This is a genomic window from Pantoea sp. EEL5 (assembly GCF_049892805.1).
GTDB classification, from domain to species: Bacteria; Pseudomonadota; Gammaproteobacteria; order Enterobacterales; family Enterobacteriaceae; genus Pantoea; species Pantoea ananatis.
Map to the genome: position 1 here is coordinate 62,916 of NZ_JBNDNJ010000008.1, position 13,525 is coordinate 76,440.

A 13,525-nucleotide genomic window follows, 5' to 3' on the forward strand; every position below is an offset into this window, starting at 1 on the left:
TGTGGCCCTGCCGATAATTCTCTTGCTGCATTAGCAGAAACGATTATTACGGAGATCCTTATGTTCAGACCAGGAAAATTGTCACTCAACATGATGCTTAACGCGGCTTTCCTGACCGTCATCATGCTTGGAGTATGTATTACCCTTTTCGCCGGTATCAAGCTCAGCACGGTCAGAGATCAGCAGAAGCTGACGGTGGCCCGGCTGAACGACCTGCGCACCTTACAGACCATTAAGAACAACGTTGCACAACAAACCACGCTGCTCCTGGCGGCATCCTCGGGTGACAAGAACACATCCGTAAAGGATATCGCTGCAAAATTTGCGACATTACAGCAAAACAGTGATGACACCACCGCCCACTTCCGGACGTTAATTAACGGCGCGCGCACTATTCCCGGTATTAATCTCAGCGAAGTAGATGAAGCCTCCGCATTTTTGAAAAAAATCGAAACGTCGTCAACGCCTTTCAAGGCAATTGCTACGCGTGCCCTGCAACAGGACAGCAATTTCGTTCATGAGCATCTTGATAAAGCGGTCCTGACGGATCTGGCGAACTACCGTGCAGCCGTCAGCGATATGGTGGCTTATCAGGATCGCGTTACCGGCGGCACGGCCATGAAAACGGAAGCGGGCCTCGCTGGCGTATTCGTGTCGCTGAGCGTACTTACCGTGGTGTTTATCGCCCTGGGCTTTGTGATGAGCTGGCTGATTACGCGCCGCATCAAGAAACAGTTGGGCGCGGAACCAGCCCAGGCCCAGGCGCTGGCCGCTGCCATTGCCGCTGGCGATCTGAGTACGCCAGTTAAGCTCCGGCGCGATGACTCTGTCAGCCTCATGGCTTCGCTGGCGGGCATGCAGGATAACCTGCGCGACCTTGTCTCGCAGATCAAAGCCTCATCCGCCTCCGTCTCTCTGGCGGCGGATGAAATCTCACGCGGTAATACCGAACTGTCTTCCCGCACCGAACAGCAGGCAGCCGCGCTGCAGGAAACGGCTGCCAGCATGGAAGAACTGACCACAACAGTGAAAAATAATGCGGCCAGTGCGCAGAAGACCGCAGCGTCTGCCCGCGAGACGGCGTTGTTGGCGCGTAAGGGTGAAACCGACGTGCAGCAGATGTCAGACACCATGCATACTATTTCGGCCAGTGCGCTGAAGGTTCGCGACATCATCTCCGTGATCGAAAGCATCGCCTTCCAGACCAATATTCTGGCACTTAATGCCGCCGTCGAAGCCGCACGTGCCGGTGAAGATGGCCGGGGTTTTGCGGTCGTTGCCGGTGAAGTCAGAACGCTGGCACAGCGCAGTGCGACGGCGGCCCGTGACATTAAGCAGCTTATTGAGCAGGCAGTAGCCCAGGTGGAAGGCGGCGTTGGCGTTGCGCAGGGAACGGGTGAAAGTATTCTGAAGATTGTCGGTATGGTCGGCTCGCTGGCGACCGCCATGGATGAAATTTCGCTGGCCTCCTCTGAGCAGATGCAGGGCATTTCGCAGGTCAGCATCGCTGTCAGCCAGATGGATGGCGTGACGCAGAATAACGCGGCGCTGGTTCAGGAATCCTCCACCGCATCTCATGGCTTGTCCGATCAGGCGCATGCGCTTCAGGCGATTGTGGAAACTTTCAGAGTGTAATGTTTGACAGAGGCCAGATATGGATGCTGGCCTCTTTTAGTATAATGACGTGCCGCTCTGATTTCCCCTTTCCCGTTTCTGAGCTATCAGGCAACGCTATCTTTTAGCAACTTCGTTATGGGCATTCATGTCAAACTACCTGCACATCCATTTCTACCAGTCATGGCAGTAGTCCGCTGGCGTTGTCAGGCTTTTGACCTGCTCCCCACAGATTGATGCTGATAGACGTTAGCAACGTCCGCTCTTGGCACAAATCAGACGTTCAGACCGAATCAAAAAATTACGGTGATGAAATAAATGCCGCGTATGCAGCATTTATGCTGACGGAAACCCGTGTGACTAACCATGAGTGCTGATTAGTTACTCCCGCTGAAGCAGATTCAGCCAGTTCCTGTCATTAATACCAGGCCCTGGACTAAGACTCTGGCCTTTCGCCTCATCTGCGTCATGGTGGCCGGAATCTCCGGCAAAGAAATTAGCCGGGTGAACCTTCGCTGACCACTGCCGATAATAACAGTTCTGCAGCAAGATGCTGCGGCATTGCATACCAGTATCCTCCCGTTAAACGGGCAGGAATCTTTTGCGTCAGTACCCTACGTTCATGCTGACGCCTTAAACCATGGAACCCGTATGAACAATATCAGAATAGGAATCCGGCTCGGTGCCGCCTTCGGCTTTATGGCACTCCTTGTCATGTTTATGGTGCTCATCGGCATCGTTAAAATAAACTCCCTCGGAAACACTAACGACGAGATATCCGGCAGTCTATACAGTAAGGCCTCCTCCTCACTGCTGCTGCGTTACTACACCTCAGATATGAGCCGCCTTGCAAGGAATGCGATTCTTCTCACCGACGTCACCAAAAGAGAAAAAGCCATCAGCGATTACCGCGTTGAAAGGCAAGAGGTGGGCAGGCTTATCAGAGTTATCGATAAACAGGTCAGCTCACCCAGGGGGCATGAGATTTTTACCCGGCTTAAAACTCATGGCGAACTCTTTCTGCCTTTCATTGATGAAGTGGTGGCACTTGCGCAGCAGGGCAAAAGTGATGAAGCTACCCGGCTGCTTTTTGGTCCACGCTATCAGACGCAGGGAGACTTCATGAATTCCCTTAAAGAAATGCAGGCTCATCAGGAAGCGCGCATGAGTTCTGCCGCCACCCTGGCGCGCGAGGAACGTTCCGCTGCACTGATGATGTTAGCCACTGCCGGACTGGTGGCTCTGCTCCTGGCTGCAGTATCCGCCTGGGCTATCACCCGGAGTATCACGCGCCCGCTTAATGTGGCCGTTGAGGCTGCCCGGCGGGTGGCCCGCGGAGACCTGAGCGCCACGGTTCGCGCAGACCGGAAAGATGAGACCGGTACGCTGCTGTCGGCCATCAGCGACATGCAGGACTCGCTGATTAACACCGTCAGCCTTGTAAGGAGCAATGCAGAAAGCGTGGCATCAGCCAGCACCCAGATTGCCCAAGGCAATACTGACCTCTCGCAGCGCACCGAGGAGCAGGCCAGCGCGCTTGAGCAGACGGCCGCAACCATGACGCAGCTCGGCATGACGGTAAAAAACAACGCAGAGAACGCCCGACAGGCAGGCCAGCTGGCGGTCAGCGTACGGGATGTGGCTGGCAGAGGCAGTAAGGCTACCGCAGCCATCAGTGGTACCATGAAATCCATCAGCGAAAGCTCAGGGCGTATCGCAGAAATTACCGCCGTTATTGACGGCATCGCCTTCCAGACCAACATCCTTGCGCTTAATGCCGCCGTAGAAGCGGCCCGTGCCGGTGAACACGGCCGGGGCTTTGCGGTGGTGGCAGGCGAGGTCAGGTCACTGGCGCAGCGCAGCGCCTCTGCTGCTGGTGAAATACGTCAGCTGATTGCAGCCAATGCCGATACGGTGGGACAGGGTAATGAGCGGGTGGTTCACGCGTCTGAAACCATGTCAGGTATTCTTGCGGCGGTCGGGAAACTGTCGGATACGGTTGAAGAAATCAATGCGGCCAGCGCCGAACAGGCACGCGGAATTGAGCAGGTGGGCATTGCCGTCACGGAAATGGACGCGACCACCCAGCAGAACGCCTCGCTGGTAGAGGAATCGGCCTCCGCTGCCGCGAGCCTCAGGGAGCAGGCGGCGTTGCTTCTGCAGGCCGTGTCCGTGTTCAGTCTGGGCAGCCAGGCTAACTCTGCTGCTGTTCGTGCGCCCACTCCATCTGCGAGTCCGGCAGTTAAAGCCCGCGTGGAAACTGAAGACGACGGCTGGACACGTTTCTGATTACAGCACCGCGCCTCATTCAGCAGATTCAGAGTAAGAACGAAACCCTCTCCGGTCCAGCGGAGGGGGGCAGGAGAGCAGAACAGGTGACCAGTACCCCGCATATCAGTACATTCTGATGTTAGCAACGTCCGCTTCTGGCACAAAGCGGACTCAATCGCTGGTCATGGTGAGTAAGCAGCGCAAAATGTCACCCTCATTTACAGAAATGGATAATACAGTAGCTGGCGGAGGCAGGTGAGGGTGAGAGCTTTAACGTTTCCTCTGCATTAGTACTATCTTGTTGTCATGATCGTTGTGCGTCACACTAGCTTTGCCAGATAAAGGGCCTGCTCAGTTGTGCGATAGTACATTTCATCGCGGCCAACATAGCGTCGGTATTGGCATCATGATTCAAGTTGATAGCATACATATGAAAATGTTGTACACAGCACCGATGTTGTGATTCCCTAATCCAATACTAATCTAGCCGAGCATCCAGTTAGGCTAAATTCTGTGCAAATAAGCACGATTAGCTAAAAAAATCCCCTTCCTTTTTGTTACATTCACCTGCATAGGTTCGTAAATAAGATAGGTAACTATATGGGTGATATCACACGTAGCAATTATCCAGAGCTGGATAAGGTGTTGTGGGATTTTCACAATCAGAAAATTCCAGCTAAGTTGGCATTTGAGATGTATGAGCGCCGCTGGGGCTTTATTGATGATAAACATATGGACCAGAACGAGCGCCGTCTGCTTCAGCAACTGATAGATGAATACGGTAACGGCGTGTTCATGGCTGCGTAAGCAAAGGATTAGTCCCAAAGTGAGTGAATATAGGCTAAAGCATCACCAAATCATAAGGTCGGTATTGAATAATTTCAATGCCGACTTTTTTTTGCGTAACAATATTTACTTCGGCGGCGGCACTCGCATTGCACTGGAGATTAACGAATTTCGTGAGTCGATAGACATCGATTTTCTGTGCCCTGATAGAGCATCTTACAGAGCTGTACGAGAAGAAGTGAATAACGTTTCTTTGGGGAATTTGGTAAAGACAGAGTTTACTTATCTACGCGAAATCTCTTTCAATAGAGAAGGTGTGCGTACCTTTATCATGACGGACGATAAGAAGATCAAGCTAGAGATAGTAAGCTTTGATAACTATGAGCTAGAGGGCGCATATGATCAACTTTTCCCTGTCCCTTACATAAATAGAGAAACATGTTTCTATACAAAACTGATGGCAAACGCTGATCGGTGTATGCATGGTCAATGCAAGGATATATTTGACCTTTTGGCAATGTATGATGCATGGGGAGGCCTTCCCGAAAAAGCACTAGATAAAGCGCGAAGTCATTATGGGGGCAGTATTAATAAAACATTGCATCAATCCTTAGATGACATTAAAAAATCTCCTGAAAAATATTTTCAGATAGCTGATGATATGCTTATCAATAAAGACTTTGCAGAACATATTTTATGCCATGTAGCTCCTAAGATGGCAGCTGATGCGCTTATAAAATAGATATTTGACCGCTACATAATCTTGCATAAATGAGCTGATGCTTTACTTTCAACGCGGAATTTGAAGTTATCATACTCCCTTGAACATTTCTGACCTGCTCCCTGTTGATTAAAAAACCGCTATGTTAGCAACGTCCGCTTAACTCACAGCACAAAGCGGACCTCAAAGAATACCTGATTCCGTTATAAGCGAAGCCGGTCAAAGTCGAGTCAGAAGTTAAAACGAATCCCACTGACATGCATACTTGAGGTTAGTGGGATTATATAGTTTTAAAAAGTTATGAGCTGACACATCTGGCCTGTACGCTATATCTGCATGCAGATATAGCGTACAGAGGGGGTTATGAAAAGCTTCCGTGAAACCAGCTATAAAGTTCAGGACGCGCGGCTACCACCGAACCTTCATGGGCTTCTTCGCCAGAAAATTGCCTGACCTGAATGCCATTCTCCTGGGCAATCAATTTTCCTGCAGCGATATCGTAATAACTCAATCCGTCCTCAAAAAACGCGTCCAGTCTGCCTGAAGCGACATAGGCAAGATCGAGCGCCGCTGAACCCAGTCGCCGGACGCCTGCGCTTTCAGCCATAAGCCGCGTCAGCCCGTTAAACAGCACCGCTTGGTCAATCACCTTTAACTGGCCTGGAACGGGCAGCGAGACTGAGCACAGTGCTTCAGCCGGTGTTTTCGCCGTCAAACCGGGAAGCGGCATACCATCCAGGCGGGCACCGTGACCTCTGATGGCGGTAAAGCACTCTTCCCGAAGCGGATCGTATACAACGCCCAGTATTTCCCCCTCGTCATCGCAGAGCGCAATGCTGACCGCAAAGTAAGGGATACCCCAGATAAAATTGCTGGTGCCATCCAGCGGGTCGACGACCCAGTATTGCGAATGGTGGCCGCGGGTAAACCCCGTTTCTTCTCCCAGGAAACCAAAACCCGGCGCGTCTTCGTTAAGACGCGAAAAGATGATGCTTTCTGCAGCCAGATCGGCGGCAGAAGCATAATCTGCGGTGCCTTTCTTACTGATGTCGGTGTCTTCCAGACTGCCAAAGCGCTTAACCAGCTCAGCACCGCCTGCCCGGGCTGCGCGTTTCGCCGCCAGAAGAAGGCGAGGTCTGTCGAGGTCATTTTTTGTCATGCCTCCTCCTTCATAAAACGTGGGTTGCCAAACGTAATGCCAACTCGCTTGCCGCGTGGCAGAGGGGCGCTGGCTTCAGCTGAGAGGCTGTGCAGGGGGCTGAATGACAAGGTGTGAACCCATGCGCGGCCAATATAACGTACATCCGTGACGGTCACGTCGCAGGCGCCAGTGCCCGGCTCACAAAAGTGAACGCTTTCGGGACGCACGAAAAAGGTTGCTCGTCCTCTGCGTGACGGATCGATGATGTTTAAAAAAGGACCGTCATCCGGTCTGAAGCCCTGGTCTTCCAGTACGCCGTCGATAAAGTTGGCCTGACCGACAAAGTCTGCCACAAAGCGCGTTTCGGGACGGGAATAGACCGCTTCCGGGCAGGCGAGCTGATCGACTTTTCCTCCCTTCATCACGGCAATGCGGTCAGACAGCGCCAACGCCTCTTCCTGATCGTGTGTGACATAAATAGCGGTCACACCGATGCGCTGCTGTAATTCACGCAGTTCCTGCCTTAACGAGACGCGGAGTTTTGCGTCAAGGTTGGACATCGGCTCATCCAGTAACAACAGTGGCGGATCGATAACAAGTGCGCGGGCCATTGCGATGCGCTGCTGCATGCCGCCGCTCATTTCAGCCGGATAGCGGTCTTCCACATGGCGAAGCTGCACCTGAGCCAGTGCAAGGCGAACCCGTTTTTGAATGTCTTCTCTACTGATTTTCCGTAACTTAAGTCCGTAAGCCACGTTATCGAAGATGGTTTTATTGGGCCACAGCGCGTAGTTCTGGAAGACAAAACCGATATTTCTGTCCCAGGGGGCGCGTGTTGACATGTCGACGCCGTCAAATAAGATGTGGCCGCTGTTAATCGCATGAAAGCCTGCCACTGAACGAAGTAATGTCGTTTTACCGCAGCCTGACGGGCCCAGCAACGTAAAGAACTCACCCGGTCGGATCGTCATTGAGACATCATCCAGAACAAGATGCGTGCTGTAGCGTTTTGATACAGACTGAATAGTCACCTCACAGCCTCGCCGCGATGCTGCGTCGTGATGAATGTCAGACATAATTGTTCCTCTCCGACTGCCCGTAGCGGACAACGGCATAAAGTGGCACATAGATAATCAGCATCAGCAAAATCGTCTGGGCTGCAGAAATGCCAAAATCGGCATCGACCAGCGTGTTTTCAAATATTACGGCCGTCATGGGCTTCCAGGGCGGACGATAGAGGACGATTGTCGAAGACAGTTCAGTGACGATATGTAAAAAAGTCAGCGTCGCACCGGTGAGTGCCCCGGCCAGCATTAGCGGGGCCGTGATGGTCAGAAAAACGCGAGCGGGTCTGGCACCTAAGCTGATGGCGGCTTCGTCGAGAGCAGGATGAACCTGGCGAAGTGCGGCTTCAGACGCTTTAACGGTAAAGGGCAGGTTTCGGACGACGTAAGCCAGTGCCAGAATAAACCACGTCCCGGTGAGCTGCAGAGGTGCCTGATTGAAAATCAGGATCAGCCCGATGCCCAGCACGGTTCCGGGAATAACATAAGGCAACATGACAAGACCGCTAAGCGAAGGCGCAAGGAATGTGTAGCGTTTACGCACCAGAACGTAAGCCACGCCCAGTCCACCGGCAAAGGCAACCAGCGTGCCCGAAAGACCCAGTGACAGCGTGACCCATGCGGGCATCAACCCGTTTTGCCACATGGTTATATAGTTAGCCAGCGTGGGCGTCAGCGTTGGCAGGCCCACACGCCATTTAACAAAGCTGGTAACCAGGACAGTGATGTGCGGGACAAAGGCCAGCAGCAGAACACAGCCGCTCAGGATAAGGGTCAGGCAGTGACCTGCACGTGAGAGTTCGCGTTGTTCGGGACGCCGTGATGAAACGGCAGCATACCCACGACGTGAAAGATAGAGCTGCTGCATCATGAGAAAAAGGCTGGAAATCGCAACCAGAACCACTGAACCCGTGGCCGCCAGTGCAGGGTTTCTTCCCGCTTCACTCAGAAACGCGTTATAGATCAGTACAGGTAAGACATTCAAATCAAGACCAATGATGCGCGGTGTGCCGAAGTCTGACAGGGCCGCCATCATCGCCAGATAGAGCCCTGTCACGATTCCCGGCATGGCTAACGGAATCTCCACTGTCAGACGGGCACGTAAGGGGGATGCGCCCAGAGACTCTGCTGCCTCAATATGGGACGCATCCAGTTGCCGAAAGGCGCTGTAACTGAGCAAAAATATAACCGGAAAAACCAGCCAGGTGATGACCCAAGTGACCCCATAAATGCCCACAATTGACGTCTGCAAGTCCAGCAAGGTCGTCACAATCCCGTTGCGTCCCAGCAGAAGCCGCCAGGCATAGGCACCAAGGAAAGGGGGAGAAACCGATGCCATTGTCACCATGAAAACAAGCGCGTTGGCGCCTGCAATTCTGAAGCGCGCGATCATATAGGCCAGCGAAACGCCAATTAACGCGGCGAGCGTCGTGGCAAAAAAGGAAATCATCAGGCTGTTCAGGGTAGCGTGCAGCGTTTCACTGGTGGCAATAAAGGCAAAATAATGGCTGAGCGTATAGGTCAGCGTCGGATTTTCTGCTGTGATAAATGCATTCGTCGCGTGCCCGAGAATGACTGTTCCGTCTGGCTGCAAGGTAGCCGTTAGCGATTTTGCCGCTGTTCGACTGAAAAGGCTTCGCGGCGCTTGCTGAGTCAGGAGTAAAGTGTCGCTGCCCACGCCTAAATGCATTTCTCCGCGGCTTGCAGAGGTAACGCTGAGCGGCGATGTACTGTGAATCACTATTTTATTTGTGCCCGAGGCGACAAAACGCAGTGGTTCATCGCCACGTTTTGTCACCGTCACGCCATCCTTATCTGTTTTCAGCGTATAGTCGCGAGTCATTTCCGGAACGGCGTCAAGCCCTCCAGCCCGACTTACAAGGGTAAATTTGCCACTGTCGCTCAGCAATGATGCGCTGAGCAGGCGAGCCTGAGGCCAGAGGATGGTTATTCCACAGAACAGCAGCATAAGGACGGTGAACCAGCGCCATGAATCACGAAGCACTTTCATTTTGGTAACGCCGCCTGAAAACGTGCGACGACAACCTGTTTAGGATCTTGTGGCGAGATAATATTGAGCGTGCTCAGATCGGGAAGCGCAGCGGGAGGCGCGACATCTGAGCGGGCCGAACGACGTATCGTGAGATCCCTGACTTTTTCATGCGTGTCTTTCTGTCCGAGAAAGTCGATAAACAGTTTGGCCTGATTGGGATGAGGAGCGCCCTGAACGATAGCCTGTGCATCAATCTGACCGGTCACCGCATCAGTGGGATAAACAATGCTGACCGGCAGTCCGTTGGCTTTCCATTTAGCGCCCAAATCTTCGTTTATCCAGCCTGCCGCGGCTTCGCCATCACGGACGGCGTTGAAGGCATCATCGGAGCCTGCTGCGATCCGTGCACCTTTGACCAGATTGCTGATAAACGGCCAACCAAATTGTCCGGCAAGCGCCGATATCAGGGTATAACCCGTTCCCGAACGGGCCGGATCGGGGATGATCAATGTCCCCTGTTTTCGCCATTTTCCTGTCACCATATCAGCCTGCGAGGACGGCATTTCTGTTGAAGGGACACGCTTCGTACTCACGATGATGGGTTGCAGAAGAAGGGTAAAAGGATGCCAGATATGACGTGGATCTGCGGTGACCATTGCACTGTCTGTTTTGCTCTCATAAGGCTGGAACAGAGCCGCATTTTCATCATAAATCTGTGTGGGGCCGCCCCACAGGAGATCGGCTGAAGGGTTGCCTGCTTCGGCGCGCAGCCTTTCGACCACTTCGCCAGTACCGCCTCTTACCAGTGTGACGTTAATTTCCGGATGCACTTTTTTAAACATCTCAAGGACAGGTGATGTCGTCGTTTCACCGTGAGCCGTGTAAATCACCAACTCAGAAGAACTGGCGGTGCCCGTCATTAATAACGCGCTGACGGTCAACGCGACCAGGGAATAAAACACCTTACTCATTGTCGGCACACTCCTGCATTTAAATCCAGTTAATGGTTTAATTAAATTCTGAATGTGGGCAATTAAACGGGGGTTTTATGATTTTTTTATGACAAAAATCGATTTTTTTAAAAATTGAGCGCTGGACGTGATTAGGCTCTCCATTCTATTATCCATTTAATGGATTTAACAAAGGCGAAAGCACTGTGGCATACCCGGGTAATAACCATGCCTTTTCAGGCCGCTATAATCGCAGGCTGGTTTTTGATCTGATCCGTACTGCTGGTGTGCTATCGCGATCGGACCTGGTCAATGCAACAGGACTCCAGCCTCAAACGATTACTAACATCACAAAGGATTTGCTTGAGCGTGGGCTGGTCAGTGAGGAAGGGCGCCTGCAACACCGACGCGGTGCCCCGCAAAAGTTGTTGCGGCTTAACCATCGCGCAGGTTGTGCTTTAGGAATACATCTTGATCGGAAAGGGATTACTGCTGTCACCTGTGACCTTGCCGCAAATGCGTTAGCCAGCCTGCACGCGCCAATGGAGTGGAATAATCCTGAAGCGAGCCTCGACACCATCGCCCACGTCATTGCCGATCTGACGCTGAAGTGTGAGGGGATACCTGTGTGGGGAACCGGTATCGCGATGCCGACCCTGCAGGAGGCCGGATACGAGGAGTACGTCGGTGCACCGGGTTGGCAGTCGTGGAGCCAGATTCCCGTCGCCGACAGGCTTGAAGCGCGCTGTGGGGTACCGGTTATTGTTGAGAATGATGCGACTGCCGCTGCGATAGCAGAACGCCATGCGGGGGCAGCCAGTGGACTGACGCATTACGTCTATATCTTCGTCGGTCACGGACTGGGTGCCGGAATCATTGTCGACGGTCTGCCGTTTCAGGGGGCGTTTAACAATGCGGGTGAGATTGGGATGATCTGCTGGCCACCCGAGTTAACGAAGTGCCCCCGCGATATTCCCCCTTTCTCATTAGAGGAACTGGCAACCACGTTGAACGTTGACCTGAATAAAGTAGAAAAGCCCGGCTATCTTGAAAAATTGTACGTTCAACGAGACAGTCACCTGATGTCATGGCTGGAATGCAACAGTAAGCGGTTACGTATCCTTATTTCAGTCATTGAAAACATGTTCGATCCGCAGAAAATTTTGATTGGGGGCTATCTTCCTTCAGCACTGTTTTCCTCGCTGGTTGATCGCACCTATCCCTTACTTCCTTCTGTCTCTGCCCGAAAAACAAGAGACACGTCGCGGTTAGAAAGTGCGCGTCTTGGGGTTATGGCCCCTGCAATTGGCGCTGCACTTTTGCCTGTAATTGCACATGGCAGCCCGCACTTCAGACAACTTTCACTGATGCGCACCAGAACTCAAACTATAGATCCTGAGGTCTTATTTGATCGTATTGCTGGTAAGGTTGATTAAAAACGTTGCGAGTTAGATGGCATGAAATCATCCCTTGACCTGCTCCCCGTTATCAATACTAAGTGCTGTTAGATACTCCCGCTTCTGTCACAGAGCGGACAGTGGGTGCTAATGATCCCGCCATGAGCGAAAAGCGTATGGCATGCTCTTATGTAATAATACAGGTTTCTGATAAAGGCGATGTTAGTTCATCGGTTGAGGTTCGGGAAAGTGGTATTGATAAACTTCTTGAGCCAGCTCAGCAGAACAACCATAAGATTCAAGATTAGTGCAATACAGACGATGGTTGACTCATTAGCCGCTTTCCGAGATTTGGACTTAAGGATTTAGGAAGCGAGCCGCCTATAATAATTTCTTCTGCCGTGACGCGTGCTGGCGCGAAGACTTTTAGGGCGTTTCTGTAGAGGCTTCTTCTGACCAGGGCCGGAGTAAGCCTGTAGCGTTAATTCTTCTCTTCGTTCAGTCCTGCCAGTGTCTGCAGATAAGGCACACTCGGCATGACATTATCAGGCGTTATGAATGTTCTCAGCCATGCTCTTGCCTCAGAAATTTGACTCAGTCGATCGTCGCTACAGTCGTCAGTAGCCATATGCCGGAGTTCATTCATCAGGGAAGCAATATTAATTTCCCGGTCAGCCAGGGCCAGTTGCAATGCCGCTTCGCCAATGATTAAGTGAGCCTGCTCGTCATCCTGAAGTATCACAGTAAAACCTCCATATAAACGATTAATGGCAGCGCCAGCAACAGACTGAAGTCGTTTTGGCCAGACCTGATATATGTATCCGGATTGACTGAAAATCAGTTCATACAATGGATACGCTTTTTTAAACAAGAACAGTTGCATTCTTTGTGCAAGATAAATCGAATATCGGCATTTTAGTCTGATTAGCGTAGAGCTTTATCATTTAAAATTATTACAGATAGCGTAATCTCTTCCTGCGGCTGGCTGCCTTTGCTTGAGTAATAATGGCACTAATGAGTCATCATGTGGGTTGGGTGAGGAGGTGCGAAAATGATACACTGTATGTTTATACACCCGAAGGAGACATCTTGAAAAACCATGAGCAGGAAATCTCAGAAGAGCTGCTGGCACTCGTAGGCAGTGCCGTGAATAAACTTCTCAAAATCGGTAGCGTAATTATGCCTGAAGATCTGACCAGAGAGCTTCAGCACATGAGCGACGGTTCGGTTGATGCAGAGACACGCAATGACTGCAGCAGGCTCATTACGCGCCTTTTGAAAAAGATGCACTGAAGACCACTCTCATCCTTTGCATCAATTTCCCTGAAAGGCATCCGGGCCTGTTACCAGTTCAAGACAGTTGCGCAGGATATCCAGCCTGACTATGTCATTTGTACTTTCGATCTGCGCAATGAGATAAAAAATGATCGTCCGTCGTGACACGCTGCGAGACCTGACCAGCAGAGACGTCACAGTTTCACATAAAATCTTTTTTTCATCTTCATACTGATCGCCTATCGGCAGTAGGAAAGCTGACAACTCTTGCCCACTTGTTATTGGTGCCTGTTGCATGACTTAAGTTATGCCT

General features: G+C 51.7%; 13 protein-coding genes. 7 read left to right on the forward strand and 6 right to left on the reverse strand.

Going from position 1 to position 13,525, the window contains the following annotated elements; genetic code table 11:
* Nucleotides 1-60 precede the first annotated feature (60 nt).
* The 4 genes from ACPXSQ_RS21190 to ACPXSQ_RS21205 all read left to right on the forward strand — a co-directional run bounded on the left by ACPXSQ_RS21190 (nucleotide 61) and on the right by ACPXSQ_RS21205 (nucleotide 5,413).
* Nucleotides 61-1,635: a methyl-accepting chemotaxis protein gene (locus ACPXSQ_RS21190; protein WP_426144352.1), complete on the forward strand. Its 1,575-nt coding sequence runs from the start codon at nucleotides 61-63 to the stop codon at nucleotides 1,633-1,635.
* A gap of 630 nt (nucleotides 1,636-2,265) precedes the next feature.
* The gene (locus ACPXSQ_RS21195; protein WP_104933046.1) at nucleotides 2,266-3,903 is read left to right on the forward strand and encodes a methyl-accepting chemotaxis protein; all 1,638 of its coding nucleotides are present in this window, start codon (nucleotides 2,266-2,268) and stop codon (nucleotides 3,901-3,903) included.
* Nucleotides 3,904-4,485: 582 nt separating this feature from the next.
* On the forward strand, nucleotides 4,486-4,692 hold the full coding sequence (locus tag ACPXSQ_RS21200; protein ID WP_426144353.1) for a hypothetical protein: 207 nt from the start codon (nucleotides 4,486-4,488) through the stop codon (nucleotides 4,690-4,692).
* A gap of 64 nt (nucleotides 4,693-4,756) precedes the next feature.
* Nucleotides 4,757-5,413 carry a nucleotidyl transferase AbiEii/AbiGii toxin family protein gene (locus ACPXSQ_RS21205; RefSeq protein WP_426144354.1) on the forward strand — a complete coding sequence of 219 codons (657 nt, stop codon included), beginning with the start codon at nucleotides 4,757-4,759 and terminating at the stop codon, nucleotides 5,411-5,413.
* Nucleotides 5,414-5,753: 340 nt separating this feature from the next.
* Here the strand turns inward: ACPXSQ_RS21205 and ACPXSQ_RS21210 are convergent, their stop codons facing one another.
* From ACPXSQ_RS21210 to ACPXSQ_RS21225, 4 genes are read right to left on the reverse strand one after another with little or no spacing between them, the layout of a single operon-like run.
* The gene (locus ACPXSQ_RS21210) at nucleotides 5,754-6,551 is read right to left on the reverse strand and encodes an inositol monophosphatase family protein (RefSeq protein ID WP_426144355.1); all 798 of its coding nucleotides are present in this window, start codon (nucleotides 6,549-6,551) and stop codon (nucleotides 5,754-5,756) included.
* Nucleotides 6,548-7,609 carry an ABC transporter ATP-binding protein gene (locus tag ACPXSQ_RS21215; protein ID WP_426144356.1) on the reverse strand — a complete coding sequence of 354 codons (1,062 nt, stop codon included), beginning with the start codon at nucleotides 7,607-7,609 and terminating at the stop codon, nucleotides 6,548-6,550. Before ACPXSQ_RS21215 ends, ACPXSQ_RS21210 begins: the two co-directional genes overlap by 4 nt.
* Nucleotides 7,602-9,608, reverse strand: coding sequence for an ABC transporter permease (locus ACPXSQ_RS21220; RefSeq protein WP_426144357.1), 2,007 nt, complete (start codon nucleotides 9,606-9,608; stop codon nucleotides 7,602-7,604). Before ACPXSQ_RS21220 ends, ACPXSQ_RS21215 begins: the two co-directional genes overlap by 8 nt.
* Complete coding sequence (locus ACPXSQ_RS21225) at nucleotides 9,605-10,561, reverse strand: extracellular solute-binding protein (RefSeq protein ID WP_264239225.1); 957 nt, start codon at nucleotides 10,559-10,561, stop codon at nucleotides 9,605-9,607. The genes ACPXSQ_RS21220 and ACPXSQ_RS21225 overlap by 4 nt, the downstream gene beginning before the upstream one ends.
* A 185-nt stretch (nucleotides 10,562-10,746) precedes the next feature.
* Here ACPXSQ_RS21225 and ACPXSQ_RS21230 point away from each other — a divergent pair, with 185 nt between their 5' ends.
* Nucleotides 10,747-11,976, forward strand: coding sequence for an ROK family transcriptional regulator (locus tag ACPXSQ_RS21230; protein ID WP_426144358.1), 1,230 nt, complete (start codon nucleotides 10,747-10,749; stop codon nucleotides 11,974-11,976).
* 122 nt (nucleotides 11,977-12,098) lie between these two features.
* A complete protein-coding gene (locus tag ACPXSQ_RS21235; protein ID WP_264239223.1) occupies nucleotides 12,099-12,245 on the forward strand; it encodes a hypothetical protein in 147 nt (48 codons plus the stop codon).
* 173 nt (nucleotides 12,246-12,418) lie between these two features.
* Here ACPXSQ_RS21235 and ACPXSQ_RS21240 read toward each other — a convergent pair whose 3' ends face one another.
* Nucleotides 12,419-12,820 carry a hypothetical protein gene (locus tag ACPXSQ_RS21240; protein WP_426144359.1) on the reverse strand — a complete coding sequence of 134 codons (402 nt, stop codon included), beginning with the start codon at nucleotides 12,818-12,820 and terminating at the stop codon, nucleotides 12,419-12,421.
* Between the two features lie 206 nt (nucleotides 12,821-13,026).
* On the opposite strand from ACPXSQ_RS21240, the gene ACPXSQ_RS21245 reads away from it, so the two are divergent.
* Entirely contained in the window at nucleotides 13,027-13,230 is a 204-nt protein-coding gene (locus tag ACPXSQ_RS21245) for a hypothetical protein (protein ID WP_426144360.1), read from the forward strand.
* A 21-nt stretch (nucleotides 13,231-13,251) separates the two neighbouring features.
* On the opposite strand, the gene ACPXSQ_RS21250 is transcribed toward ACPXSQ_RS21245, so the two are convergent.
* Nucleotides 13,252-13,509, reverse strand: a complete 258-nt coding sequence (locus tag ACPXSQ_RS21250) for a biofilm development regulator YmgB/AriR family protein (RefSeq protein ID WP_176017863.1) — start codon at nucleotides 13,507-13,509, stop codon at nucleotides 13,252-13,254.
* Nucleotides 13,510-13,525 lie beyond the last annotated feature (16 nt).

Bases quoted from the DNA above. Each gene is read 5' to 3' on its own strand.
- ACPXSQ_RS21200 (WP_426144353.1), top strand. From the start codon at position 4,486: ATGGGTGATATCACACGTAGCAATTATCCAGAGCTGGATAAGGTGTTG.
- ACPXSQ_RS21210 (WP_426144355.1), bottom strand. From the start codon at position 6,551: ATGACAAAAAATGACCTCGACAGACCTCGCCTTCTTCTGGCGGCGAAA.
- ACPXSQ_RS21195 (WP_104933046.1), top strand. From the start codon at position 2,266: ATGAACAATATCAGAATAGGAATCCGGCTCGGTGCCGCCTTCGGCTTT.
- ACPXSQ_RS21235 (WP_264239223.1), top strand. From the start codon at position 12,099: ATGAGCGAAAAGCGTATGGCATGCTCTTATGTAATAATACAGGTTTCT.
- ACPXSQ_RS21240 (WP_426144359.1), bottom strand. From the start codon at position 12,820: ATGCAACTGTTCTTGTTTAAAAAAGCGTATCCATTGTATGAACTGATT.
- ACPXSQ_RS21190 (WP_426144352.1), top strand. From the start codon at position 61: ATGTTCAGACCAGGAAAATTGTCACTCAACATGATGCTTAACGCGGCT.
- ACPXSQ_RS21215 (WP_426144356.1), bottom strand. From the start codon at position 7,609: ATGTCTGACATTCATCACGACGCAGCATCGCGGCGAGGCTGTGAGGTG.
- ACPXSQ_RS21250 (WP_176017863.1), bottom strand. From the start codon at position 13,509: ATGCAACAGGCACCAATAACAAGTGGGCAAGAGTTGTCAGCTTTCCTA.
- ACPXSQ_RS21220 (WP_426144357.1), bottom strand. From the start codon at position 9,608: ATGAAAGTGCTTCGTGATTCATGGCGCTGGTTCACCGTCCTTATGCTG.
- ACPXSQ_RS21225 (WP_264239225.1), bottom strand. From the start codon at position 10,561: ATGAGTAAGGTGTTTTATTCCCTGGTCGCGTTGACCGTCAGCGCGTTA.